21 protein-coding genes are annotated in these 25,998 nt (G+C 62.2%); 13 read left to right on the top strand and 8 right to left on the bottom strand.

Translation table 11 applies throughout. The features are described 5' to 3' along the window. Positions 1 to 9 precede the first annotated feature (9 nt). From FCU66_RS03020 to FCU66_RS02985, 8 genes are all read left to right on the top strand, one after another. Positions 10 to 1,071, top strand: a complete 1,062-nt coding sequence (locus tag FCU66_RS03020; protein ID WP_136619345.1) for an NADH:ubiquinone reductase (Na(+)-transporting) subunit F — start codon at positions 10 to 12, stop codon at positions 1,069 to 1,071. A gap of 47 nt (positions 1,072 to 1,118) precedes the next feature. Further along, positions 1,119 to 2,177 (top strand): aromatic/alkene monooxygenase hydroxylase subunit beta, encoded by a 1,059-nt coding sequence (locus FCU66_RS03015; RefSeq protein WP_136619346.1) that lies wholly within the window; start codon positions 1,119 to 1,121, stop codon positions 2,175 to 2,177. A 16-nt stretch (positions 2,178 to 2,193) separates the two neighbouring features. Further along, positions 2,194 to 2,565: an MmoB/DmpM family protein gene (locus FCU66_RS03010; RefSeq protein WP_109661584.1), complete on the top strand. Its 372-nt coding sequence runs from the start codon at positions 2,194 to 2,196 to the stop codon at positions 2,563 to 2,565. A 73-nt stretch (positions 2,566 to 2,638) separates the two neighbouring features. Then, positions 2,639 to 3,661: an amidohydrolase family protein gene (locus FCU66_RS03005; protein ID WP_136619347.1), complete on the top strand. Its 1,023-nt coding sequence runs from the start codon at positions 2,639 to 2,641 to the stop codon at positions 3,659 to 3,661. A 5-nt stretch (positions 3,662 to 3,666) separates the two neighbouring features. Continuing rightward, on the top strand, positions 3,667 to 4,464 hold the full coding sequence (locus FCU66_RS03000) for an iron-sulfur cluster assembly protein (RefSeq protein WP_136619348.1): 798 nt from the start codon (positions 3,667 to 3,669) through the stop codon (positions 4,462 to 4,464). A 77-nt stretch (positions 4,465 to 4,541) separates the two neighbouring features. After that, positions 4,542 to 6,173, top strand: a complete 1,632-nt coding sequence (gene groEL / locus FCU66_RS02995; RefSeq protein ID WP_136619349.1) for a molecular chaperone GroEL — start codon at positions 4,542 to 4,544, stop codon at positions 6,171 to 6,173. 46 nt (positions 6,174 to 6,219) lie between these two features. After that, positions 6,220 to 7,263 (top strand): NAD(P)-dependent alcohol dehydrogenase, encoded by a 1,044-nt coding sequence (locus FCU66_RS02990; RefSeq protein ID WP_136619350.1) that lies wholly within the window; start codon positions 6,220 to 6,222, stop codon positions 7,261 to 7,263. A gap of 189 nt (positions 7,264 to 7,452) precedes the next feature. Then, the gene (locus FCU66_RS02985) at positions 7,453 to 7,950 is read left to right on the top strand and encodes a DUF1097 domain-containing protein (protein ID WP_136619351.1); all 498 of its coding nucleotides are present in this window, start codon (positions 7,453 to 7,455) and stop codon (positions 7,948 to 7,950) included. A 104-nt stretch (positions 7,951 to 8,054) separates the two neighbouring features. Here FCU66_RS02985 and FCU66_RS02980 read toward each other — a convergent pair whose 3' ends face one another. After that, on the bottom strand, positions 8,055 to 10,133 hold the full coding sequence (locus FCU66_RS02980; protein WP_136619352.1) for a sigma-54-dependent Fis family transcriptional regulator: 2,079 nt from the start codon (positions 10,131 to 10,133) through the stop codon (positions 8,055 to 8,057). 85 nt (positions 10,134 to 10,218) lie between these two features. Continuing rightward, positions 10,219 to 10,692, bottom strand: coding sequence for a hypothetical protein (locus tag FCU66_RS02975; protein WP_136619353.1), 474 nt, complete (start codon positions 10,690 to 10,692; stop codon positions 10,219 to 10,221). A 445-nt stretch (positions 10,693 to 11,137) separates the two neighbouring features. Here FCU66_RS02975 and FCU66_RS02970 point away from each other — a divergent pair, with 445 nt between their 5' ends. The 4 genes from FCU66_RS02970 (at position 11,138) to FCU66_RS02955 (ending at position 16,536) form a co-directional block, all read left to right on the top strand. After that, a complete protein-coding gene (locus FCU66_RS02970) occupies positions 11,138 to 13,687 on the top strand; it encodes a caspase family protein (RefSeq protein ID WP_136619354.1) in 2,550 nt (849 codons plus the stop codon). Positions 13,688 to 13,704: 17 nt separating this feature from the next. Continuing rightward, positions 13,705 to 13,995, top strand: a complete 291-nt coding sequence (locus FCU66_RS02965; protein ID WP_246093745.1) for a hypothetical protein — start codon at positions 13,705 to 13,707, stop codon at positions 13,993 to 13,995. A gap of 188 nt (positions 13,996 to 14,183) precedes the next feature. After that, on the top strand, positions 14,184 to 15,284 hold the full coding sequence (locus tag FCU66_RS02960; protein ID WP_136619355.1) for an OmpA family protein: 1,101 nt from the start codon (positions 14,184 to 14,186) through the stop codon (positions 15,282 to 15,284). A gap of 73 nt (positions 15,285 to 15,357) precedes the next feature. Next, positions 15,358 to 16,536 carry a caspase family protein gene (locus tag FCU66_RS02955; protein ID WP_246093744.1) on the top strand — a complete coding sequence of 393 codons (1,179 nt, stop codon included), beginning with the start codon at positions 15,358 to 15,360 and terminating at the stop codon, positions 16,534 to 16,536. Positions 16,537 to 16,572: 36 nt separating this feature from the next. On the opposite strand, the gene FCU66_RS02950 is transcribed toward FCU66_RS02955, so the two are convergent. Then, positions 16,573 to 17,166 (bottom strand): DUF6931 family protein, encoded by a 594-nt coding sequence (locus FCU66_RS02950; protein ID WP_181956523.1) that lies wholly within the window; start codon positions 17,164 to 17,166, stop codon positions 16,573 to 16,575. 190 nt (positions 17,167 to 17,356) lie between these two features. On the opposite strand from FCU66_RS02950, the gene FCU66_RS02945 reads away from it, so the two are divergent. Beyond that, positions 17,357 to 17,893, top strand: a complete 537-nt coding sequence (locus tag FCU66_RS02945; RefSeq protein WP_136619358.1) for an OmpA family protein — start codon at positions 17,357 to 17,359, stop codon at positions 17,891 to 17,893. 13 nt (positions 17,894 to 17,906) lie between these two features. Here the strand turns inward: FCU66_RS02945 and FCU66_RS02940 are convergent, their stop codons facing one another. The 5 genes from FCU66_RS02940 to FCU66_RS02920 all read right to left on the bottom strand — a co-directional run bounded on the left by FCU66_RS02940 (position 17,907) and on the right by FCU66_RS02920 (position 25,893). Next, positions 17,907 to 19,532 (bottom strand): caspase family protein, encoded by a 1,626-nt coding sequence (locus tag FCU66_RS02940; protein WP_136619359.1) that lies wholly within the window; start codon positions 19,530 to 19,532, stop codon positions 17,907 to 17,909. A gap of 198 nt (positions 19,533 to 19,730) precedes the next feature. After that, a complete protein-coding gene (locus tag FCU66_RS02935) occupies positions 19,731 to 22,124 on the bottom strand; it encodes a M23 family metallopeptidase (protein ID WP_136619360.1) in 2,394 nt (797 codons plus the stop codon). Next, positions 22,121 to 22,531, bottom strand: a complete 411-nt coding sequence (locus tag FCU66_RS02930) for a DUF1036 domain-containing protein (protein ID WP_168991960.1) — start codon at positions 22,529 to 22,531, stop codon at positions 22,121 to 22,123. The genes FCU66_RS02935 and FCU66_RS02930 overlap by 4 nt, the downstream gene beginning before the upstream one ends. A gap of 105 nt (positions 22,532 to 22,636) precedes the next feature. Further along, a complete protein-coding gene (locus FCU66_RS02925) occupies positions 22,637 to 25,114 on the bottom strand; it encodes a serine/threonine-protein kinase (protein ID WP_136619361.1) in 2,478 nt (825 codons plus the stop codon). Beyond that, positions 25,111 to 25,893, bottom strand: coding sequence for a PP2C family protein-serine/threonine phosphatase (locus FCU66_RS02920; protein ID WP_136619362.1), 783 nt, complete (start codon positions 25,891 to 25,893; stop codon positions 25,111 to 25,113). Before FCU66_RS02920 ends, FCU66_RS02925 begins: the two co-directional genes overlap by 4 nt. Positions 25,894 to 25,998: the final 105 nt, after the last annotated feature.

The raw sequence follows: 25,998 nt of genomic DNA, 5'->3' as shown, positions 1-25,998 counted from the left end.
GAGGTCCGTATGTCGGAAACCCACACGGTAAGGCTCAGCCCGGTCGGCGTCGAATTCGATGTCGAGCATGGCGAAACGGTGCTTAACGCCGCGTTCCGCCAGGGCATCGCCCTGCCGCACGGCTGCAAGGAAGGGCAATGCTCGGCCTGCAAAAGCGTGTTGCTCGAAGGCGAAGTCGACATGCTGAAATACTCGACCTTCGCGCTGAACGACATGGAGAAGGAGAGCGGGCACGTCTTGTTGTGCCGCTGCATCGCCTTCTCCGACCTGGAAGTCGAGCTTCTCAACTATGACGAGGAGATTTTGGCGAAAGCGATCGCCGTGAAGACGTACAAGGGCCGGATTGCTCGCATCGAGCAGCTGACCCACGACATTCGCGGCATCGAGATCGAACTCGGCTCCCCAATGAAGTTCTGGGCGGGGCAATATGTCGACATCACGGTTACCACGCAAAAAGGGGAGACGATTACGCGCTCGTTCTCCATGGCAAATACGCCGGACCAAACCGAAAAACTCTCCTTCATCATCAAAAAATACCCTGAGGGAAAGTTCTCAGGCGAGCTCGATTCCGGAGGCATCAAGGCCGGAGCCGAAGTCACCGTCGTCGGACCCTACGGAACCTGCTTCCGCCGCGACGAACGGCAAGGACCCCTGATCCTGGTCGGCGCCGGCTCGGGCATGTCGCCGATCTGGTCGATCCTCAACGATCACCTGAAGAGTGGCGAGAAACGTCCGGTCTATTTCTTCTACGGCGCCCGCACCCGCAACGACCTGTTCTATCTCGACAGGATCGCCGAGCTGGTGGGCAATCATTCCGACGTCACCTTCATTCCCGTGCTGTCGCACGCGAACGACGACGCCGAATGGCAAGGCGAACGCGGCTTCGTGCACCAGAGTGTCGACGCCGTGCTCAAGCAACTGGCGGTCGATGGGCAGGGCGATGTCCATGCCTGTGGCCCGCCGCCGATGATCGATGCGCTGCAGCCGGTCCTGTTCATGAACGGCTTCGAAACGGAGCGGATCTTCTTCGACAAGTTCACCACATCGGCAGGTGCAACGCCGGCTCATTGAGGCCGGCCGCGCACAGCCAACCACAACTGCAACAAGGGAGAGAGACTATGCCTGCAACCTCGAGTTCAGTCGGATCAGGAGCCGCCGGCGCGGCAATCTTCGCCGACTCCGACAGCCGGAAATACCGGTATTTCGACCCGAAAGGCCAGCGCGCCACCCACTACGAGGACATGACGGTCGACGTCCAGCCCGACCCGGAACGCTATCTGATCCAGGACTGGATCATCTCCTTCGCCGACGGCAAGGGCGCCTATGTCAAGCAGAACACCGCCGCGCAGAGTTCCAACTGGCATGCCTTCCGCGCTCCCGACCAGGAGTGGGAACGCACGCACTACCAGCGCCAGTCGAAGATCGAGACGATGGTGCAGAGCGTCATCAACAACGCGCGCAAGTCGGGCACCCCGAAGACCTTCGACAAGGCTTGGGTCAAGATCCTGCAGACGCAGCTCGGCGCCTGGAAACACGCCGAATTCGGGCTCGGCACGTCGCTGATGCAGGCGCAGCGTTACGGCTACACCCAGATGATCAACAACGCGACGCTGACCAACTCGTCCTACAAGCTCAGGCTCGCCCAGGACATCACCCTCTACCTTGCCGAGATCGGCATGGACTTGCCCGACTGGGACGACGAGCTCGGCAAGAAGGCCTGGCTCGAGGACAAGAACTGGCAAGGCACGCGCGAAGCGGTCGAGACCATCATGGGCGCGACCGATTATCTCGAGCAGTATTTCGCCATCAACATCGTCTTCGAGCCGCTGGTGGGCGAAGTGTTCCGCTCCGGCTTCCTGATGCAGATCGCCGCCGCCAACCATGACTTCATCACCCCGGCGGTGATTTCGGCGGCCGAGGCCGACTACGAGCGCAACCTCGCCAACACGATCGACCTCATGCACCTGCTCGCCAATGACGAGAAGCATGGCGCCGCCAACAAGAAGCTCTTCCAGGGCTGGGTCAAGAAACACGGCGCGCTCGCCGACAAGGCAGCCGCCGGCCTGCAGCCGATCTGGTCGATGCCGCATTCCAAGCCGGTCGCTTTCGCGGACGTTCGCGCCAAATCCGAAGAGCGGATTGGCCAGATCCTCGGCGAACTCGGCCTCAAGCGCTGAAACAGGAGAAATCGTCATGTCACTATCAGCACGCGACGCAACGCATTCCAACATCTTCAAGGCGATGAAGGACATCACCTTCGAGCAGACGATTTCGCACCAGTGCGGCGTCACCATGAACGACTCGGTCGAGGCGAGGGCCATCGCTGAATTCATGGGTCTTAAGCCGAACGTAACCGTCACCTACCAACCGGCGATGATCCGCATCGATGGTACCGGCAAGCTGATCTTCAAGATGGACGAGATCAGCGAATATCTCGGCCGCGAGATGACGGCGGAAACCTTCGAGGTCAACAGCTCCACCCACTACGGGCGGATGGTGCGCATCGACGACAACACCGTGATCCTGTTCGGCAACATGGACGAGATGTTCGAATACATCGAATAGCCGTCAAAAAAATCCGGCGCGCCGCTGGGTGCGGCGCGCCGAACCGATCAACGCGATTGCTGCGGAGGCAACCATGTACAGAACACCGGAAGGCAAGGACATTTTCGTGGTCGACGGCCACACCCATTTCTGGGACGGCAGCCCGGAAAACCAGAAGAACATCCACGGCAAGCAGTTCATCGAGTGCTTCTATGCCTATCACACGGGCTTGAGCCCGAAGGACCAGCTGTGGGAGAAGAGCAAGTTCGAAAAATACAGCGCCGACGACCTCTATCGCGACCTGTTCATCGACGGACCCGATGATGTGGCGATCGTCCAGTCGACCTATCTCAAGGATTTCTACAAGAACGGCTTCAACACGATCGAGCGCAACGCCGAGGTGGCCAAGCGCTATCCGGAGCGGTTCATCGTCAACGGCGCCTTCGATCCGCGCGACGGCGAGAAGGCGCTGGAATACATCCACTTCCTCAAGGAGACCTACGACGTCAAGGGCGTGAAGATGTACACGGCCGAATGGAATGGCGCCTCCAAGGGCTGGAAGCTCACCGATCCCGATGCCTACAAGTGCTTCGAACTCTGCGACAAGCTCGGCATCCGGAACATCCATGTCCACAAGGGCCCGACGATCCTGCCGCTCTCGAAGGATGCGTTCGACGTTCATGACGTCGATCAAGCGGCGACGGATTTCCAGGGCCTCAACTGGATCATCGAGCATTGCGGCCTGCCGCGCCTCGACGATTTCTGCTGGATCGCGACGCAGGAAACCAATGTCTATGGCGGGTTGGCGGTGGCACTGCCCTTCATCCACGCGCGCCCGCGCTATTTCGGCGAAGTCATCGCCGAGCTGCTGTTCTGGCTCGGGCCGGAGAAGATCCTGTTCGGTTCCGATTACGCGATCTGGACGCCGCGCTGGCTGGTCGAGAAATTCTGGGCCTACCAGATCCCGCAGGACATCGCCGCCGAACGGGGTGTGCAGCTGACCGACGAGATCAAGGAGAAGATCCTCGGCCTCAACGCCGCGCGTCTCTACAACATCGACATCGAAGCCAAGAAGAAGGCGCTTGCCAGTTCGCCCTTCAGCATCGCGGCGGAGTAGCAGCCATGGCAACCGCCAATGTTTCCGGCGGCCGCGAGAACGAACTCTGGCGGCGCCTTGGTGAGGTCAACGACCCGGAACTCGACGAACCCGTCACCGAGATGGGCTTCGTCGAGCGGGCGCAGGTGACGAGCGATGGCAGCGTGGAGATCGACTTCCGCCTGCCGACCTACTGGTGCTCGCCCAACTTCGCGTTCCTGATGCTGGACGGCGTCCGCAAGGCGCTCGACCAGCTCTCCTGGAAGCCTGCCTATCGCGTCCAACTGCACGACCACATGTTCGCCGAAGAGGTCAATCGCGGCATGGCGGAGGGCAAAAGCTTCGGCGATATCTTCGCCGTGCTTGCCGAGGATCAGGATCTCGGCGGCTTGCGCGAAACCTTCAGGGTGAAGGCATTCAAGCGCCGCCAGGAGGCAGTCTTGCGCGGCCTCCGGCAGCACGGTCTGACCGATCGCGAAATCCTCGGCATGGACCTGCCGGCTTACGACGTCGCGCGGTTCGAACCGGGCGAGGCGGCCAAACAGCAGCCGAGGTACCGGGCGGCTCTGCTTGAGCGTTTTCCCGACCGCCGGGCGGACGATCCTGTCTTCGTGACCTGGGAAGGACAGAAAATCCCACCGGCCGCGCTCAGTGCCCATCTCGCCGAACTGCGCGGTGTGCGCATCAACATGGAGTTCAACGGCGCGCTGTGCCGGGGGCTCAAGCAGACCAGATACAAGGAACTGGATGTGGTCGACGGCGAACCGACGCTGGTCGATTTCATTCTGGATCGCGTGCCGCCCGGGACCGCACCGACCGCCTGAAGCAGAGCCGACAGCAACGGCCTCCCTCGCACGAGGCCCCTAACCAACAACCCGCCCGTAAGGCGGAAGGAGGAATCATGCCCAAGATAATGCTTCACAATTCCGAAGCCCGCCGGGCTCTCGCCCGTGGCGTCTTCCGGCTTGCAGCCGCTGTCGAGCCAACGCTCGGCCCCAAAGGCATGAACGCCATGATCGACCGGCCGATCGGCACGCCGATGGTGACCCGCGACGGTGTCAGCATCGCCTCCGAGATCGAGCTGCACGACCGCTTCGAAAACATGGGGGCGCAGGTCGTCCGCGAAGTGTCGATGCAGACCAACGAGATCGCCGGCGACGGCACAACGACGGCCATCGTGCTCGCCAACGCGCTTATCCAGGGCGGCGTCGAGGCGAATGAACGCGGCGTGAAATCCGTCGATCTGTGCAAGGGCATCGACCTCGCCGTGGCGGCGGTGGTGGCGGCACTCAAGGCATCGGCCAAGCCGGCCAAGGGCAACGGCATCCTGGCTTCGGTCGCCAATATCGCGGCAACCAACACCAAGCTTGGCGCGCTGGTGGCGGAAGCCCATCAGCGGGTGGGCGCCGAAGGCGTCATCACCACCGACTTCAGCGTCACCACCGAGACCACGCTCGATGTCGTCGAGGGTATGTCCTTCGAACGCGGCTACCTCTCGCATCACATGGTGACTGATCAGGAGAAGATGGAGGCCGTGCTCGAACGGCCTTACATCCTGATGACCGACCTCAAGATCAAGGAACCCGGGCAGCTCGATGCGGTTCGCCGCATCGCCGACGAGGATGGCCGGCCGCTGCTGATCGTGTCCGAGGAAATGTCGCCGGACGTGGTGGTCACGCTGCTCGGCAAGCAGGGACCGGGACGGTACCTCGTCGTCCACCCGCCGGAATATGGCCACTGGCGCAAGGCGATGATGGAGGATCTGGCCATCATCACCGGCGGCAAGGTGATCGCGCGCGATCTCGGCGGCCGGCTGGAGGATATCACCGCAGAGGATCTCGGCACGGCCGACCGGGTGAAGACCAGTTCGTCCTACACCTCGATCATCCGTGGCGGCGGCGACCATGCGGCAATCGCCTCGCGTCGCGCCCAGGTGCAGCGGCAGTATGAAGCCTCGCCGCCCAACATCGACCAGGACAAGCTGCGCGAACGCCTGGCCAAGCTCTCCGGCGGCACCGCGATCCTCTATGCCGGCGGTGTCACGCCGGTCGAGCAGAAGCGGACCATCCAGCTGATCGAGGATTCCTTGAACGCGGTGCGCGCCGCGTCCGAAGAGGGCGTGGTCGCCGGCGGCGGCTCGGCGCTTGCCCAGATCGCGCCGCTGCTCGACAAGGTGGCGGCTGGCGTCGATGGCGATGTCGCCGAGGGCGTGCGCCTGGTGCGCTCGGTTCTGTCGCGGCCGCTGTGGCGCATCGCCGCCAACGCCGGCGCCGATCCCGAAGCGGTGGTGACCGAGGTCACCCGCATCAATGGCGGCTATGGCTACAACGCGTCGACCGGCGCGTATCAGAACATGTTCGAGGCCGGGATCATCGATCCGGTTCGTGTCACCTACACCGCGCTCGCCAACGCGGCTTCGGTGGCGACCCTGATCCTGACCACCGAAACGCTGATTGGCGATCTTGCCGAAGATGAGGATCCGACGGCCGGCCCGGCGCGTGGCGGCGGCTCCGAAAAGCTCGGCCGCGCCTGAGGCGACAATTCCGACGGAACGATTTCGACGTTGAAAGGACACAGCCATGAAAGCTGCCAGACTCTACGAATACGACCCGAAGATGAACGTCCAGCTCAAGATCGAGGAGGTCAAGGCGCCGACAATCACCGCTCCCGACGAGGTGATCGTGCGGGTGGGTGCCGCCGGCCTCTGCCGCACCGACCTGCACATCATCGAGGGCGTGTGGAAGCCGACCATGGATCCCGAAGGCACGCTGTTGCCTTACATCATGGGCCACGAGAATGCCGGCTGGGTCGAGGAGGTCGGCAGCGGTGTCAGGTCGGTCAAGCGCGGTGACGCCGTGATCTGCCATCCCTTCCGATCCTGCGGCATCTGCCTCAACTGCCGCCATGGCGAGGACATGTATTGCGACAACGGCCAATTCCCCGGCCTTGGCATGAATGGCGGCTTCGCCGAGTATTTCATCACCAGCGAACGCTCGCTGATCAAGCTGAACGCCAACATCACGCCGATCGAGGTGGCGCCGCTGGCCGATGCGGGCATCACCGCCTACCGCGCCGCCAAACGCGCCGCCAAGCTCTTGCGGCCAGGCAGTTATTGCGTGCTGCTCGGCATAGGCGGGCTTGGCCATATCGCGCTCCAATCGCTGCACGCGATCTCGGGCTGCCGCATCATCGCCGTCGACCGCGAACCGGCGGCGCGGGTGCTGGCCAAGGATCTGGGCGCCGACTTCATCCTCGATGGCGGGCCGAACGTTGTCGAGGAGGTCGCCCAGATCACCGGCGGCGGTGCCCATGTGGTGATCGACTTCGTCGGCGAACTCGGCGTCGAGAACATCTGCTGGAAGATGGTGCGCAAGGGCGGGCAACTGTTCGTCGTCGGCTATGGCGGCAACATAAACGTGCCGACCGCGCATTTGGTCATCGAGGAGATCAACATCGGCGGCAGCCTGGTCGGCAATTTCACCGAGCTTGTCGAGCTGATGGAACTCAACGCCGACGGCAAGGTCAAGATGCACTACACCGAATACAATCTCGCCAGCATCAACACCGCCCTCGACGATTTCAAGAACCGTCGGTTCACCGGACGTGGCGTCATCGTTCCCTGAAGCATCCGGACCGGATGCGGCGCCGAACGGGTGCCGCGTCCGGTTCGATCTGACTGCTTGCCTGACCGGCAAGCCTTCCTTCTCGAGCTCCGTGGCTGATGCCATGGCATTTCCGTATCGGGCCGTCGGCGAAGCGCGATCCCCATACGAATTACCTTGCTTCGTGGTGTGGAAAAACGGGAGGACAACATGGATCTTGTTACAGGGCTGGCCGTCGTCATCGGCATTATGGGTGGCATTGCAACATGGGCGGCGATCACGATCGGCAGTCCTTATCTGCTAATCTGGGCGGTATTCGTCGGCTGGGGGAGCTTCTATCACTGCGGCGGCAAGGAAGCCGGGTTCAAGAGTTCGGCGGTTGCGAATTTGTGGGGCGCGATTTGCGCGGCCGGCGCATTGATCGCGCTGACGTCCATAGGCGTTACGGCGATCATGGCCGGCATTTGCGTCGGTATTTCAATCATCGTCCTGATCCTCGCCGCCAAACTGCCATTGCTGAGCGCCATTCCGTCAGCGGTCTATGGCTACGCAACGACCGCAGCACTTTTTCTGCTCGGTGCCGCCGCCTATGGCGAAGGCGCCGGCGGCATAGTCAAGGTCGCGGCGGCCGTGGTGATTTCGCTGATCATCGGCAACGTCCTCGGCTACGTCTCGGAGAAAGGTACCGGTGCGGTCGTAAAGAGCTGATCATCAAGAGCTGATCATCCCCGCGACCGCTGCCTGAAGGCAAATTCGGTCGAACGAACTTCCCCAACCCCGCGGCGCAAATGCCGCGGTTTTTTGTGTCGGGTCTAGAGGAAGCCGCGCCGGATGCCGTATTGACCGAGCTTGCGATAGAGCGTCGGCCGTGAAATGCCGAGCCTGAGCGCAACCTTGCTGAGATTGCCGCTCTCCGCGGCAAGCGCGTTCTTGATCGCCTGGCGTTCCGCGTCCTCGAATGTACATACGGGCGCTTCGAGCATGGCTGTGGGATGGTCGCCGTGCATGGCCATGGTGTTGCGATTGCCCGCATTGATTTCGCCGGGAAGATCCTCCAAGTCGATCGTGCTGCCGCGCGCCAGTATATGCAGGCGTTCGACCAGATTCTTCAGTTCACGCACATTTCCCGGCCAGCGATAGGCAAGCAGCGCATCGAGCGCGTCGTTCGAAAATTCTAGCGGATCATTGCCCGCCAGCTTCGCGATTTGCCGGTTGAAATGCTCGAGCAGCAGCAGCACGTCGTCGCCGCGCTCGCGCAAAGCTGGGACATGAATCGAGACCGCGCCGATGCGGTAATAGAGATCGCTGCGGAAGCGCCCTGCCGCGACTTCCTGCTTGAGGTCGCGATTGGTCGAGGCGACCAGTCGCACGTCCACCGGCCGACCTCTCGAGTCGCCGATGCGGTGGACCACACGCTCCTCGAGGACACGCAACAGGAAGGGCTGGATTTCGAGTGGCAATTCGCCGATTTCGTCAAGGCTGAGCACGCCGCCATTGGCGAGTTCGAAGATGCCCGGCTTGCCGTCACGCGAAGCGCCGGTAAAGGCGCCGGCGACATGGCCGAACAATTCGCTGCCGAACAGCTCCTTGGTGATTGCACCGCAGTTCATGGCGATGAACGGATCGTTTTCGGTGCGCCGGCTGCCGGCATGGACAAGCCGTGCGAACAACTCTTTTCCGACGCCAGTTTCGCCTTCGATCAGCAACGAGGTGACACCCTTCGACCCGGCCACCCGGGAGGCGACATCGACGGCGGCCAGCAACTTTTCGCTTTCGCCGACGATCATCGCCGCGGCTGTCCGCAGATGCTTGTTCTCCTCCCGGCGGATCACCGTCATGCTCGAGACGGCCGGCACCGAAGGAAACACCAAAGCCGCGCCACGAAGATCGCCATCAAGCTTCAGCGGCGTGACATGGCAGGATCGCAGATGCGCCGGCAGCGCGTTGGCGAGATCGGTGTCGGAGCCGGAGGCCGGCAGGTTCATCAGCCAACGACCACGCCCAGGTTCCATCGGGCCGTCCATCATCTCCGTCGCGTCGCCATTGGGCACATTGTTGCAGAAGATCGCGCGGCCACGATGATCGACGATCACCAAACCGTCTTTCCGTCGGTAGCTGGGTGCCGAGGAAATGAAGGCTTCAAGCAGGCGCGTGCGCTGCTCCTGCTGTTGTTCGGCGAGCGCCTTTTCAATCTGCCTGGCGGTGGCGGCGACCAGCGCCGTGTTGTGCGGCCGGAAGATCGGCGAATAGCCGGAAAGGTCGACAACGCCGATGATCTTGCCGTCCAGCGGATCGCGGATCGGCGCACCGGCGCAGGTCCAGGATTTGATGCCGGCGCAGAAATGTTCGGCCGCGTGGACGAAAATCGGTTCGCCAGTCCACAGCGCCGTGCCGATGCCGTTGGTTCCGACGGCGTCCTCGTTCCATTTGCCGCCGATGCCCAGATGAATGTCCATGCCGTCATGCAAGGTCTTCTTGTCGCCGATCGCGTCGATCAGCACGCCATCGCTGTCGGCGAGCACCAGCATCGCTCCCGTCCCTTCCAGCAACTGGCCAAGGGAGGCAAACGATCGCCGCGCCGCCGAAAGCAGCTCGGCGTTGGCACGGGTCAGATATTCGATCTCGTCACGATCGCTGCTCAGCGGCGCTTCGATGCCTTGCGCGTTGATGCCGCCGGTGGCGCTGCGATACCAGGAATCGTGGATCAGCGAGCGGACATGGACCGGATCGCGGGCGCATTTCGGCGCGTCAGCCAGAAAACTTTCCCAAGCGCGCATGGTGGCGCGCTCGTCATAGTCGATGTTGTCCAGAACCAACTGTCCGGCGGCCATCGACGCACGCGCCGGAAGAGCATCGGTCTTCATCTGATCGGGGCCGTTCGCGTGTCTCATTCAGTCATCACAGTACCTTTGAGGTATGCCATTTCTGTATGCTGTCGCGGATTGGGCGTGCTCAGCGACGCCCGAGTGCCGGTGGTCAGTCGATGCCGAGTTTCGCGCCGATGTCGGCGGCAAGCTGTTCTTCACCATAGGTCGCAGTCAGGTGGGCTCCGTCCAGTTCGGCAAGCGCCTCGGCGACGGTTTCGTCGACTGGTGAGAAAAAGCCGTTCTGCTTCGTTGCCAGGACGAAGATCTGTTCCCCATTCCGGTCGCGGACATCGCCGATATGATGAAGCTGGCGGCCGGTGTTCTGATCCTTGGAGATCACCCGGCCGTTCATGGTGACGCGGATGGACGGCTTGGCCTCAGTCACGGTGGCCGCACTGCCGCCAACATGGATGATCAGACCTTCCGCCTTGGGTTGCTGGCGCGGCTTCTTGGAAGCCGAATAGCCGCCGCCGCTAATCTGGTCGGCAAGGCGAACAATGGTCGAGCGGTTCTGCTCGATCAGCCTCTTGACCTGCATGTCCTCGCGCCGCGGGCCATCCCGCTTGGAGATGATTTCGACCATGAATCCTCCCAGATTCGCTTGGCGCCGTGAGTTCGGCTCAGTTCTTCTTGGTGCGAACCCTACACCGTCCCTGTGAAGTCCGCCATTCACATCAGGTAGCACTAAGATTTGTACCGATGGTAGCAACTGGCTGCTACACCGGGTTCGAGTGGACGCCACCGAGTTGCCTCTGGATCCGCGTTTCATTCTTCGGCGGCACCCGTCGCTGGATTGAGGCCTGGCGGGTGCGTCGGATCCAGACAACCATGCCGGTGCCGTTTGACACTCATTGCGGATGGTGCGGCTCTGAGGTAATTTAGACCCCAATCGGATGGGGAAGGTGCCTGCTGTCGCGACGGTTTTTCTTTCTGTTCCTGTCTCGGCGGATTGTGAGCTCTCTAACGGACCTTGATACCGCAACCTGGGGGCTTGTGGTCATCAGGTAGCGACGGTTGAAACAGTTGCCATGCTCCGACTTTGCGGATTCATCGCGGTCTTCCTCGTAGCGGCCTTTACGACCTTCAATGCGTCGGCCGATCGAAGGGTCGCCTTGGTGATCGGCAATTCTCAGTACCGCGACATCCCGGCTCTCAAGAATCCTGGCAAGGATGCCGAGGACGTATCCAAGACGTTTCGGTTGGCCGGTTTCGAAGTGTTCGTCGCCAAGGATCTCACAAAGCTGCAGTTCGAGGCACAGTTCCGCAACTACCTCGCGGCGGCGGACGGCGCCGATCTGTCCGTCGTCTACTATTCAGGTCACGGCTTCCAGATCGGTGGCGAGAATTTCCTGATCCCCGTGGATGCCTCGCTGAAGAATGCGGCCGACATAGAGGTCCAGGCGGTCAAGCTGGACGATGTCCTGCAGCAATTGCGCGCGAAATCGAAGATCCAGGTGATCATCCTCGATGCCTGCCGCAACAATCCGTTTCCGCGCAAGGATTATTGGCTGAGGGACCAGTTGATCACGGCCGGCAACACCGGCCTTGCGCAGGTCAAAAGCTCCTTGAACACGCTGATTGCCTTTGCCACCGAGCCAGGGGCGGTCGCCTATGATGGAGCGGGAGACCTCAGCCCGTTTTCATCCGCATTCTCTCGTCGCGCGCTGGCGCCGAACCAGGAGATACGCACGGTCATGGCCGCGGTGCGCCGCGATGTGGTCGAGGCCACCGACGGCAAGCAGGTTCCCTGGGAAAACTCCTCACTCATCGATGAAGTTGTCCTGATGCGCCGCACCAGCCGGCCCTCGCTGCCGCCGGTTCTGGAGAAGGTCGTGCCGTCGGGTGTCGGGCCTGTTGCCCTGGACTTGCCGGAACCGGTCGATGTCGATGGCGGATCAATCACCGTCAGCATCGAAAGGCCGCCTGCGCTCGGACGCCTGCTGCTGGACGGCAAGGCTGTCGCGGTGGGCGAACAGATCCAGGGCAAGGACCTGCCGCGCCTGAAGCTGGATGTGCCCAAGGGCGCCGGTGCGACGGAAGATGTGGACATGCTGGCCTACGCCACGCATGACAATTGGGGCGGCGAAGCCCAGGGCATCATGGTGTTCCGCGTCAAAAGCGGCCAGGGCGCCGAGGGCGAACAGATTGTGGCCTCGCTCGAGACCGAGCAGAAACAGCAGGTGCTGGAGCGAGGCATCCATATCACCGGCGCCGCCGAGGCGATCGAAAACCGGCAGATCAGCGTCCCGGTCGGTGTCGGCCCGGTTCCGCTGAAGCTGGACTTCCCGACCAAGGATCCCGCGGTCAGCCTGAAACTCGCGAGCTATCCGGCAACGGGTACGCTGTCCCTGCCGGATCGTGCCCTGTCGCCAGAGTCGAGCCTGATGGCCGATGAGGTCGATAATTTGCGCTATGAACCCCAGATCGGTGCCGCCGAAACGGTCGAGGTCGGCTTCGAAATCCGTGCGGACAGCAGTTCCTCCAAGCCCGCCACGATGAAGCTGTCGCCAAGCGTCGATCCTTGCGACCAGGCTGCGGGCGAGCCTCTCGATCTGCAAGGCGTGGTCCCCGGCCTGCTGCCGAACGAAATCGGCGCCGCGGCCGTGAAGGCCTGTGAGGCGGCGGTGAAGGCCTATCCCGATGTCGCCCGCTTCCGCTACGAGCTGGGCCGAGCGCTGCTGGCAGCCGGCAAGGTCGATCAGGCGAAGAAAGCCATTCAGGAGGCGGCCGATAAGGGCCACGTCCGCGCCGTGTTCGAGCTCGGCTACCTCAACGCGACGGGAACCGGAATGCCCATCGACCGCAAGCAGGCCAACACCTTCTACGCGGCGGCCTCCGACAAGGGCGATCCTTACGGGATGACGTCATGGGGGCGTGCCTTGTTCAATGGTTATGGGGTCGAACGCGACACTGGCAAGGGCCTGGACCTGCTGCTCAAGGGGGCGGCGATGGGACATACCTATGCGATGAACGATCTCGCCGCGATCTTCACGGAAGGCCGCAACGGCGTGCCCGCCGATCCAGCCCGCGCCGTTGCCTTTTTGAAGGCGGGTGTCGAGCGGCAAGACATGTATTCGATGAACCTGCTCGGCCGTAACTACTTGGCCGGTGTGGGCGTCGAGAAGGATCCCGGGCAGGCGCAAGGGCTATTCCAGCAGGCTATGGATCTAGGCCAGCCCTACGCTCCGGCCAGCCTAGCGCGCATGTACCGGGATGGCGTTGGTGTGGAGCAAAACCTCGACGAAGCGCAAAGACTGTTCGAGCTGGCCACGGCACGCGGCGATCAGTCCGGCGCATATGATCGCGCGGCGCTCGAAATGCAGAAGGGCGCCAATGCCGACCAGACGATAGCGGTACGCTATCTGGCCTTCGCGGTCGCGCTTGATCTTCGCAAGGAATTGCCGGGCGCCCAGACGACGCTGACGAAATTCGCAGTGAAGGCGAAAACGGCGGCGCTCAAGCAATTGCGCGACGAACTCAAGTCGAAGATCCCGGCGAAGGGCTCGCTTGACGACCAACTGGTCAATGCGGCCAGAGCGGTCTGGGAGCAAGCCAATCCGCGTCGGGACTTGTTTTGATCAATGAGGAGGCAATCGTGGGCAGGGCAGTGAAGCAGGCATTGATCGCCACAGTTCTATCCGGCGCTCTGGCGGCAGTAACGGGCTGCATGTCCGTCGCGCCCAAGGCCGAACCGACGGTGACGACGACAAAGCACAGGCCGAAGCTCATTCGCACGACGACCACGCCAAAGATCAGCCAGAAGAAGATCGTCGCCAAGAAACTCGTCAAACCGACTGAGGAAACCGCACCTGTCATCGTTCCACCTATGGGCGGTGGCAATGGCGGTGGAGGCAGCGGCGGTGGAGGCAGCGGCGGCTGGGGATGAGCGCTTGACAGCAGGTCAAGGTTTCGCGGCACCGCTTGCCGTGGCCGCCTGCTGCCATTTGGCACACCAGCTCCGCAGCTCGGACCTTGACCGGAAGACCGGTTGCAACTGCTCGCCAACCAGTCGCAAGTGCTCTATGCTCCCGCCAGGTGTCGTGTCGATACGGTGGTCCTGGGCAGGGGCGTTCCATGTTCGAAGTCGTCGCATTCTGGTGGAAGACGGGGCTGAAAGGCCCCGCCGCACGAGGTCTAGGCCTGATCGTCGCGCTTTCCGGCTTGCTGCTGCTCGGATCGCAAGCCGCCAACGCCGCGCCGAACTGGACGCTCGATCCCACGGCTTCAGTCATCACCTATCAGTCGGTGAAGAAGAACACGATCGTCGAGACAAACAAGATCAGGAACATCACCGGCACGCTCAGCTCGGCGGGTGATGCCAAGGTCACGTTCGACCTCAATTCGGTCGATACCGGCGTCGACCTGCGCAATGTCCGCATGCGCTTCCTGTTCTTCGAGACATTCAAATACCCGACGGCCGAGCTGACGGCCAAGGTGGATCCCGCCGCATTTGCCGATCTCGCGACAAAGCGCAGGGTGAAGTCAACTTTGCCTTTCCGTCTCAATCTGCACGGCGTCGACAAGGACCTCGAGGCCGGCATCGTCGTCACCATGATCAGCGACACCATGGTGTCGGTCGCTTCGGAGGCTCCGGTCGCTGTCCATGTGGAGGATTTCGGCCTGCTGCCGAACGTCGACAAACTCCAGCAGGCGGCCAATGTGACCAACATCGTGCCCACCGCGTCGGTGTCGTTCGATTTCGTCTTCACCGCCGACGGCAGCAAACCAGCCGCCACCCAAACCGCCGCGGCGACTTCGGCCGATGTGGGCCCCGTGGCCACCGACGCCGCCAAGGTGAACTTCAGCGATGAGGAATGCCTGAACAGGTTTGCCGTGCTCTCACGCACCGGCGCCATCTACTTCCGGCCGGCCAGCGCGCGGCTCGATGCGAAGAGCCGCCCGTTGCTGACGGAGGTCGAAGGTGTCGTCGGCAAATGCCCGAGTCTCAAGGTCGAGGTCTCCGGCTACACCGATTCCGACGGGTCGCCGGAGGCGAACAAGCAGCTGTCGGAGCGGCGGGCCCAGGCGGTTGCCGACGCTATTGTTGCCGCGGGCATTCCTCGCACGCAGATCACAGCGACCGGCTACGGCGAGGAGCGGCCGGTTGCCGCCAACGATACGTCCAAGAACAAGGCGCTCAATCGGCGGATCGAGTTTTCCGCCACCAAGCTCTGAGGTTCCGGTGGGGTGCGATCTGATTGCCCGTTGCGGTGGCTTCTTTCGCGCCGCTGGGTTTGCGGCGCTCGCCTTGCTTTTGACGTTGACGGCCGCCAGTGCCGAGCGCCGCGTAGCACTTGTCCTCGGCAACTCCCAGTACCAGCACGCGGCGCCGCTTGCCAATCCGGTGCGCGACGCTCAGGCCATGGCCGAGCGCTTGAAGAAGCTCGACTTCGAGGTGGTTTCCGGCTTCGATCTGACCAAGCCGCAGACGCAGGCGACGATCGCCCAGTTCGCAAAACAGGTGCGCGGTGCCGATATCGCGCTGTTCTTCTACGCTGGCCACGGCTTGCAGGTTGCGGGCAAGAACTACCTGCTTCCAGTCGACGCCGCGCTGGAGGACGAAACCTCCCTCGACTTCGAGGCCGTGTCGGTTGATTTCGTTTTGCGACAGATGTCGCGCGAGACCAGCATCAGGCTGGTGTTTCTCGACGCTTGCCGCGACAATCCTCTCGCCGAGGTGCTGGCCAAGACCGCGGGCGTCAACGGCGCAAGCAGCGGCCTTGCCGAGATCCCGATAGAGAACGGTGGCGCCGGCACGCTCGTCGCTTTCGCTGCCAGTCCCAATCAACTCTCCTATGACGGGTCGGGCGAACATTCGCCTTTCACCTCGGCGCTCCTCCAGCATATCGGTGAATCCAACGTCTCCATCACCGAGGCTATGAACAGGGTCACCAGCGACGTCTTCAAGGCAACCTCCGGCAAGCAGCGCCCCTGGATCAACGTTTCGCTGACCAAGGAGGTCGTTCTGCACAAGGTCGATCTCAATGCGCCATTGATCGTCGGCGAGGCGAGCGCACCTCAGACCGAAGGCGGCTCCGACGCGCGCAACACCGGCGCTGCAAGCGCATCGGGCCAAAGTGACGATCAGCTTGCGCTCGATGCGCTGCGTCAGAAGATCCCCAGGCTGGCTTCGGACGATCCGATCTTTTTCGACCATCCGATCGATTTCGGCGATCCGGCAATCGACGGCAAGAGCATCGCCCAGCTGATCAAGGGCAAGCCCCTGTTCAGCCCGGTGGAGGGATTGGACAAGTCGGTGTGGGAGGGCAAGCACTGCGACGGCTGCCATGAATGGGACGAGGCACGGCTGTGCGAACAGGCGAAGAATTTCGCCACCAACGATGTCTCCGTCTTGCGCCTGCAACATCCGCTTGGAACCCGCTTCAAGGTGGCGCTTGCCAAATGGGCTCAAGGTGGCTGCAAGTAAGGCAGACATCCGTCCGATTTCTGTCGGATAGAGGCCCTAGTAGGCATCCGCCGATTGGCGCAGCGCCTCGATCTCGGCCATCTGGATGCCCATTTCGACAAACGCGGAAAGAACGGCAAAGCGGTCCGCGAGTGCGACACGCGCCAGCCCGGCCAGAATCCCGGCATTGACTGCATGGGCGGCGGGAAACGGCTGCAAGGCCGATGGTGCTTCTGCGCCGACAACAGATCCGCCAGCAACAGAACCATTATCAGGCCATCCCGCCGCCAGGGCAATCCAGGCGCCCGGCGTTGTCGGCTGCGTTGCCTCAGCCTGGCTCACCGTGGCGCGATGGTGGGGGCTGTTCGGTTCACCGACCCAGTCGCGAACATAGGCGAGCAACTCGTGATCAGTTCCATCGAGCAGCTCGCTCAGATGGCTCAGGCATTCATGCGCCCACCACACCGCGGCCCGATCGGGAAGCAGGTAGGCACAGAACGTGATCGCCTCCTCGGGAACGCGCCCGGCGAGGAGGTCGCGGCAAAACTCGATCGACTGCTGTTCGGTTGGAAGGGTTCTCATGTCCCGGGCAATAGCGGGACAAACCGTGAAGAGATCCCGTGCCGTTTTGAATCGAAGCCCGTTGGCCATGACCGCCACGCTTTCATCGAGGAGCTTTGGCCACTCAAGCCCCAGGCGCGGCGCGGGTCAAGTCTCAACCGGTGACGCTGCAACAACTGCCGGCGCTGCCCTATCCCTGGCGTTTATCGACAGACAATTGCCTCGGAGTTTGGTATGATCACCACCATCGAAATCGGATGCTCAAGCAGGAGTAACCGCTATGCAGTGGGGCAGTTCAGCCTTTGTGTTGGCGGTCGTGTTTTTCTCGACCCACGCTTCCGCCGACCCTGTTCAGAAATCAGAAGACATCGTGAAGTTTTTTACCGGAGCGGCTGACCTCGGCAAGTCGCGAGGAATTTGTGTAGGCACCGAGGAGGAGTGCAAAAGCAAGAGCAAGGCGAAAGACGCGCCGGGAGAAAAATCCAGCCTCGATATGCTGATCAATTTCGGGTTGGATTCGGCCGAGCTCGACACCACTGCGCGCGCTGAACTGGGCGAGTTCGCCAAAGCGCTGAAGGACAACCGGCTGAGCACATTCAACTTCGTCGTCGAAGGTTTCACCGACGCCACCGGCACGGTGCACTACAATGAAGGCCTGTCGCAACGGCGGGCGCAATCGGTGGCTGCCTTCCTGACGGCCAGCGGTGTCGAGCCTGCCCGCATCAACGCGATCGGCATGGGCGAAAAGAATCCGCGCAGCCCCAACCCGTACGACCCCGTCAACCGCCGCGTGGAAATGCGGATAAAGACGCAATAGCGCGCAGCTGTCACTATTTGAGCACGCCGCCCACGGCCACACCGGCGCCGAAGATCAGTGCTTTGGCGAGGAAGTCGTTATTGTATCGGCGTGGCGGAGGATCATCCTGCCGCACTATGATCTCGCGGTTGCGCCACTTCTGAACGGCCTGCTGTTGTTTGCGGGGTTTCCGTGCCACCGGTCTCTGCGTGCGGACCTTCTGTACCACCTGCTTTTTCGGCTGTGTCGCACGGGCCTGATCGGCAGCATGTCTGGCACGCACGGCTTCCATCATCGGATCTGTCTGGATCACGAGGAACGCCAGTTGCTGGCGCGTCAGATAGCTGGTCTGCGGCAGGCCGTTCTTCACTTGCCAGATGCCGATCGCCTGGCGGGTCTGTGGGCCTAAGTTTCCGTCGACGTGGCCAAGCTCGTTGCCCAACGCTTCGATGCGCAATTGCAGGTCGATGCGACCCTGGCGGTCGAGGCCAATGGCACCTTCCGTCAACTCGGTGCCCGGTGTTTGCTTCACCTCGTCCGGGACGCCGACCGAGGTGCGCACGGCAGAGCCGGAACTGGCGTTCGCCTGGTCCGCATCAAGTGCCGCGACCTGCCGGTTTTGAGCTTTCGGGTCGTTCAATTCGTCGACGTTCAGCCGCGCCACAGTGGCGAAGCGACCGTTAGGAAACTGGTCGAGATAGGCTTGGTAGAACGGAACAGAATTGTGCTTCGAAGCCTCATCCCAAAGACGTTGCTCGACTTCCCACGAAGGCGGACCACTGGCAACGGGGGCGGGAGAGGATGTCGCTGCGTCGCTCGATGCGTCAGCCACGGGATTTGCAGCAGGCGCCGCTGCCGCGCCCGGTTTTCCCAGGAAAACCTCGCGTCCCAGCGATGCGTTATGCCAAGGCCGCTGGCGACCTTGCGTGGTTTCGGTCACTTCGCCGCGCACGCGCGTCAGCGCGCTCTGGATTTCGACGCCGGGTTCGGTCAGGTGCCTGGCCAGCGCTGTTGAGTAAGGACTGTCGACCCCGTTGCCGTCGAAGGCGATGGCGCCCGGATCCGTTGCATAGGCAATCAGGAGACCGCCGGTGCCGACGCCGTCCGATATTGCTTCGACCGGCGCCAGACCTGTGCCCAGCGAGGTGGAGCGGCTTTTCGGCAGCGAGGCCGCCAGCGTCCTTGCCAGCGGATTGTCGCGGCAGGCATCGAGGATGATGACGCCAATCGCCGGGTCGGGCGGTAACGCAGCCATGAAGTCGTCGATCTGAATGGTACGGGTCTTGAGATAGGCCGGCGACGTCAATTCGGCGTCGACCGGTATCAGGTAGTTCTTGCCGTCGACCTGCATGCCGTGACCGGCATAGAAAATGACCGCGACGTCCGCGTCGTAGGATTGCTCGGTAAACCGGCTGATGAGGCTGTGCATGCCTGCATTGTCCTGGTCGACCCCTTCGATCACCTCGAAGCCGGCATTGCGCAGCGTCGATGCGATGAGGTGGGCATCGTTGGCGGGGTTGGGCAAGGTAACCGCATGGACATAGTTGCTGTTGCCGATCACCAGCGCGACGCGCTTGGTGTCAGGCGCGGCAGCCTGGGCGCCGAGGACGGCAAGGAAAAACAGGATAATCCCGCTCAGAAACACTGTGAACGCTTTCATGGACCAGCCCTCTACCCACCAGGGTGCACTGTTGATGTCTGCGCATGCTTAATTTCGTCAGCGACTGGGTCGCTTGTGCCAAAAGATGGCTCTCGAGCGTATGTGGTCTCGACCACGGTTTTGGTTCACACAGGACCCGAAAAAAGGTGCCTATGGTGACACCAATAGTCTGAGCGACTAATGCCGTGACAGGCAGGTTCAAAGCGTATTCTGAATCGAGCTTATGACGGCCGTGACGGCTTGCTTGTATTTTTCGAACTCCGGCGATGTCTGGCGGATTTCCGTCGTGCTGGTTGTCTGCTGGCTGGCGTCAGTCGCCACGCGAGCAACCTTCTGGCCCATCTTCCTTTCTGCCCAATCCACGACATAGGCGGCGGTCTTGCCCGTGAGAAAGGGGTTGGCTTGAATGACAGCGGACCCGAGCACGGCGCTCAATTGCGCCGAACCCGACGCCGACAGCACCTGATGCGCGCCTTCCATGCCCAGGAAATGGCAGAGATAGAGCCGGCCGGCTGTGATTTGATGGCCGCGTGCCCGAAGATAGGCTTCGCCTTCCCGCGCCAGATTTCGCACCATCTCGCGCGAGATCGTGGCGTCGTAGCGCAGAGCGAGCAGGTCGGCCGTCGACAGCGTTCGTGCCAGTTCAGGGCGGTAGGTGTTCATCATCCGGATCCAGGTCTTCGTTATGAACTGGCCGGCGCCGGTCGCTGAAGAATTCGGGTTCTTGGCGCGGGCGCTGCCGCCACTTTCGACATGAACGATACGCTCGGTCAGCGTTTCGACAGCGACATCGCCGGAATTGCCAGAATTGCCAGTATCATAGGTGGCGACCGTGGTGATCGTCCCCAGCGGATCGATCGCCTCGCCGTTCTGGTAGAGCTCGAAATGCAGGTGCGGGCCGGTCGAAAGCCCAGTGGTGCCGATATAGCCAATGACGTCGCCGGCCTTCACCTTGGTGCCGACGCCGCTCGCAATGGCGAATTTTTGCATATGCGCGTAGCGCGTCTCGCGTCCGTTGGGATGCGCAATCTTCACCAAATTGCCGTAACCGCCGCCGTCACCCTGGAAGGTGATCTCGCCGTCGAAGGCGGCTGCGATCGGCGTACCCACGGGGGCCGCCCAATCGACGCCCTTGTGGATGCGAACCACGCCCAGAATTGGGTGCTTGCGTGGACCGAAGGTGGACGTCATGACCCCGTTGACCGGCGTGACCATGCCGTTGGTGACCGTCAGCGAACGAACCTGATCATCGCCGGTAACGCATGCAAACTGACCGTCGCTTTGCTGGAAGACGAAGCATTCGAGGCTCTTTTCAGTGCCCTGCACACCGACATACAGCACGCGTCCGTCGGTCTCGCTCTTGCCGCGCGGCGTTTGCGAATAGATCAGGACAAGGCGCTGGTCCTCGCTGGCGAAGGCGTCCAGATCCTGTCCTCTCGACAGGTACATGATTGCTTCGCCGATCACGCCGGTCGGGACTTTGTTGCGCGCCGCCGTCGAATAGATTGCATCGAGCAGGCGATACTGCCGCTTGTGCGTGCCTTCCTCCGGTGCGCCCGAATAGTTGAACAGATCTTCGCGGACCCAGGGATCGACACCCGATACGAATGCGCCCGCGGCGTTGCGCGTCAGCGTGCCGACAAAGACGTTCTTGGCGTAGATCGACACCTGCATGAGCGACATTGTTGTCGTCTCGCGCGTCGGCCTGAAACCACGCATGGCGACGACATAACCCGGTTCCAGGCCTTCCCGGTTGAAAAGCGCCTTCAGCGCTTCGCCTGCCAGCTTGGCGTCCTCGGCGGAGAAATGGGCATCGAGCGCAACACTGTCCAAACTGCGGTCGTTGAGGATTTTCACGAACGTGTCTTCGGTCGCCTCGAACCGCTGATACTCATTCGTGACGGTTGCGACACTCGTGTTGTTTTCGATCTGTGTCTTCTGGAATGCGGGGAGGGCTGCCTCGCCTGCATCGATTGTTTCACCCCAGCCGGCTTCGGGATCGTCGGTGCCCATCTGCTGTCCCGCGGCAGCCGGAGCCTCGTTGGGAGCAGGCGAGGGCTGAAGATCGTTCTGCAGATCCCCCGCCGGTGGCTGAAGATCGACCTGCAGATCGTTGGACGGCGGCGGGGGGGTCTGCCGTTGCGCCTGGAAGAATGCGAAGTCCTCCTGCGTCGACGGTATTGTCGTCATGAATTTTTCGCTAGCGCTGAGCATCACATCCGACAGGATTTCGATCTGCGGAGAAACCCCGGCCTGATCGAGATCCGCCGGCCTCGCGATCGAATGGCCCTTCGACGTGGTGTCGGCGTCGGGGGCAAGGGTAATCCACATCGGGTCCCCGGCAAGGTCGATGATGGCAGGCACATAGACCGATGCATCGGCCGGTACGTCGTCCACCCCTTCGACCGCGTGGAGTTCTTCGTCTTCGTCGCCGAACGACCAATAGTCCGCGGTAAGGTAGAAGCCCACGGCGATCGACAGCATGACAATCGCGGCAAGACCGGCAAGCAGCCGGCGCCAGAGCTTGCGTCTGCGAAGCGCAAGGCGCGCCTGCTTCTTCTGCCTGAAGCTCGTGTCGATACTGTGCGTCACTGGCTGCTTCCGGTCAGGAAGAACGTCCACCGCACCTGTTCAAGCGTATCGACTTCGAGAAATTGCGCCGCGATATGGCCGCGCTGCCAGCATTCGTCGATGCCGCGGATCGAGAAACGTCGTCGCTCGATACACATTTCGGTCGATCCGGTGAGGATCGCATGGCCAAACACGTCCGTGGCATAGATGTAGATGTAGCGGTTCGTCAGTTCCTCGCGGATGACGTTCACGCATTGATTTGCGCCGATGGTCCACCAGCCGTCGGTCTGGTCCGCATTTTCGATCTTCTGGCCGACCGCGAGATTGACGACGTCGAGTGTCTGATTGCAGACCGTGAATTCGGCTCGCGCTTCGCCCGATGATAGCACGGCCAGCAGCGCGGCGCCCGAGATGACCACAAGCTTCATGCGACCCGTCAGGGCAAGCAGGGCTCGAACCGGATCACGCTGCTTTATGGGCAGGCCGGCAGACGAGTGGGGCAAACACGAGCAGCGTTCCATCGGGCGCCCATGCTATCCGCCGAGCCGGAAATACTTGGCAGTGGCTGAGAACTGAGATCCGTCGGTCTCGATTTCCTCGAGAATCTTGGGTAGCAGCACCGAGGCTGGCGTCGGCGTGGAGAATGCAGCCGCCTGAATATCCTGCGGCCCCGTGATCACCATTATGATCTGCGGCACAGCCTTTCCGGCGGCCTTGTCGGCGGCGCCGAGGCCAATCGGGATGCTGAAGGTAGCCTTGTCCGATTGTGCGACGATGCGGTCGTCGAGATTGAACACCATGCCTTTGTGATCGATCAGCAGCACGCTGGAAATGAGCCCGCCACGCGTCACCAGCGTGCCGCTGATCGGTGTACCGTTCGGCACCGATGTCCGGTCGAGAACAAGCTGCGGCTTGTCGGCCGCGGTCTGCCCCAGAAAGCGCAGAAAATTGGTGACTTCGCATTGGCTCGGCTCAATGAGGCGGACGCTGATGTCCGGCTCGACATGGAATTTTGCCTGGAAATCGCCCAGCATCCGTTCGAATGGCTGGACCGCCGTTCCAAATCCTTCGATCGCGGCAGCGCTGTCGGTTGTCGAATTCATGGTCGCATAGAAACAGTCGCCGCCGCCGAAGTCGCGAACCCAGGAGACACGTTGTGCGATGTCGTCGACGGCCGGGGGAACCGCTGGTTTGGGCACGTTCAGCGCGACGACAGGTTGGTCCGGCTGTTTGGCTGCCGGTGACACGGTCTTTTGGCTCTCGGCGTTCGCGACATCCGTCTGGCTTGCAGTGGGTTTGGGCGCCGGCGCGGCCACCTTGGGCGCGACCGGCTGGCTGATCTGTGGCTCGGGCTTTTGGCTTTCCACAACCTCTGGCTGGGCCGGCGGCGTCTTTTCGGATGGCTGCTGCGCGTCCGTTGCCAATGACTTCGGGGGGGCCTCGGTCTGCGCGGGGACAGTGGGCTTCGCCGGCTCCGGCGTTTGCACTGGCTTGGCATCTGCCTGGCTTCCGGCCGGCGGCGGGCTTGCCTCTGTTTGCGGTTGCGCTTCCATTGCCGGCGGCTTCGCGGGTTCCTCGGTCTGCGAAGGGAGTTCGACGGGCTTGGCCGGCTGCGGCTTTTGAGCCGCCGCGGCATCTGGCTGGTTTTCAGCCGGCGGTACGCTGGGCTGAGGCTGCACGGGCGGAACTGGCTTTGCCGGTTCAGGGGCGTTCGCGACTTTGTCGGTGGAGGTCGGCTTTGACGTTTCCGGTGCAGGCTTTGATGGTTCGGGCGCGGAAAGCGATGTCTTGCCGGTAGTCGGCGCCGCCGGCGTCATCAAGCCGCTCACATACAGACCCGCGCCTGAGGCGACAGCCAGTGTCGCCAAGGCGGCGATCGCGATGGTTCGGGTCTTTGTGGATTTCTTGGGCATATCCGCCGTGACCGCGCGTGGCGGGCCAGCGACCGGCGAAGGCCGCGGTTCGGACAAATGCGCGGGCCGGACATGCGGGACGAAGCGCTGCTCGCCCGGGCCCGTTGCGGTCGGCGCGTCGTGTCCAGCGGCATTGGATGGCTGGGGCTGGCCCTTGGGATCAGGAGCAAGGGTTTGCCCGGCTGGTGGCAAAGCTGGCCGATTGCGGGGCGTGATGGACGTCGGCGGCGTTGTTCCTTCGTCTTCACCACGCGTCATCCTGGCGATGTCCGCCATGCTGACCGGCCGGTCTCGCGGATCCGGTTGCAGCATGGCTTCAACAATGTCCCGAAAATCGTCGTCGATGTCGGAGAGGTCAGGCACGGCCCGGCGCTTTTCGATGATCTCGAACTGCGACCCGCTCATGTCGATCGGTTTCCCGCGCAGAGCAGCAGCCAGCACCAGCCCAAGGCTGTAGATGTCGGACTGTTCACTGACGTCGCCGCTGTACAGCCCGAGCTGTTCGGGTGAAACGTAGTTGTACTTTCCCGCGAACTTCCCGCCGATCAGTGTCTCCCCGCCGACGGTCGCTGATCGCGCTATACCGAAATCGATGATCTTTGCGCGGTCGACCCGGCCTCCCGGCAGGATGATGTTGTCCGGCGAGAGGTCGCGATGGATTGCTCCCGCTTGATGCACGGCACTCAGGCCGGATGCGAGGCGATGGCAGAGCTTGCGCACCTCTTCCGTCGGCATCGGGCCACGTCGCATGATGTCGTACAGCGACTCGCCGTCGACGAATTCCATGGCAAGGTAGGGACGGCCGATCCCGGGATCGATGGTGAAGACGTGGTATCGCACGACTGCGTCATGCGACAAATGGTTGAGGATCGAGGCCTCCTTGCGGAACAACGACAAGATCGTCTGGTCACGGGCAAACTCGGGCAGGACGATCTTGATCGCGACGTGGTCTCCGGTCTGGATGTTGTGGCCGCGGTAGACCTCGCCCATGCCGCCGAATGCGATCCGCTCGTCAAGTTCATAGATGCCGCTGAGCTGCGTGCCTACGGCGGTATTGGCCACCTGCGGCGATATTCGCGTCTTGTCGTCGGCGCTCATCGGCCTCGGCCCTCCGCTCCGGACAAATCAGAGTGGAGCGATTGTCCGTTGCGCCCTTTTCCGATCTTGACCAGCACAATGGTGACATTGTCTGTTCCGCCCCGCGTCAGCACCGTTTCCAGCAGATTTTCGCACGCCGCCTGAGGTGTCGCCGATACGACGGCGGCCTCGATCTCCGCGTCGGTGACATGCGCCGTCAGCCCATCGGTGCTCAACACAAAAATATCTCCCGGCATCAATTCGCCTTGTTGGAAATCGATGACGAATTCGTCGCTGACGCCGACCGCATGCGTGATGACATTGCGGCGTGGCCAGGTGAGCGCCTCGGCTGCACTGATCATGCCTCGATCGAGGAGTTCCTGCACTTCGGTGTGGTCTTTCGAAATCTGCGAGATCGAGGCGTTGCGGATCAGATAAATCCGGCTATCGCCCGCCCACAGGCAGGCAAACCGTCCGTCCATCGCCAACAGGGCGGCGACCGTGGAACCGATGGTTATGCCGCGAGATTCCGATATGCCGCGGATCTCGGCATTGGCGCGGCTCAGCCTGTCCTCGAAGCGCGCCCGTAGATCCGGCGCGGAGCTTGCGATGCCGATCGTGGCCAGATGGTCGACAATGCTGGCGGAAGCGACCTCTCCGGCCTCATGCCCGCCCATTCCGTCGGCCACCACCCAAAGGCCGGTTCGTGGCTCGAGCAGATAGTTGTCCTCATTGTGCTCGCGGACACAGCCTTTGTGGCTCACGCCGAAACTGTCAAAGGGAAGGGCGACATCGTTCAACTTGCCACCAAGCGCTTCTCAAGCGCCCTCTGCGGCGCACCGCCGGGCGCCCGCTCGAGCCACTTTGCCACAGGCTCGAACATTAGAGTATCGAAATTAGGGTCT

This window comes from Mesorhizobium norvegicum (assembly GCF_004919685.1).
In the GTDB taxonomy this organism is placed as follows: Bacteria; Pseudomonadota; Alphaproteobacteria; order Rhizobiales; family Rhizobiaceae; genus Mesorhizobium; species Mesorhizobium norvegicum.
This window is presented reverse-complemented; position numbering and strand designations above follow the sequence as displayed.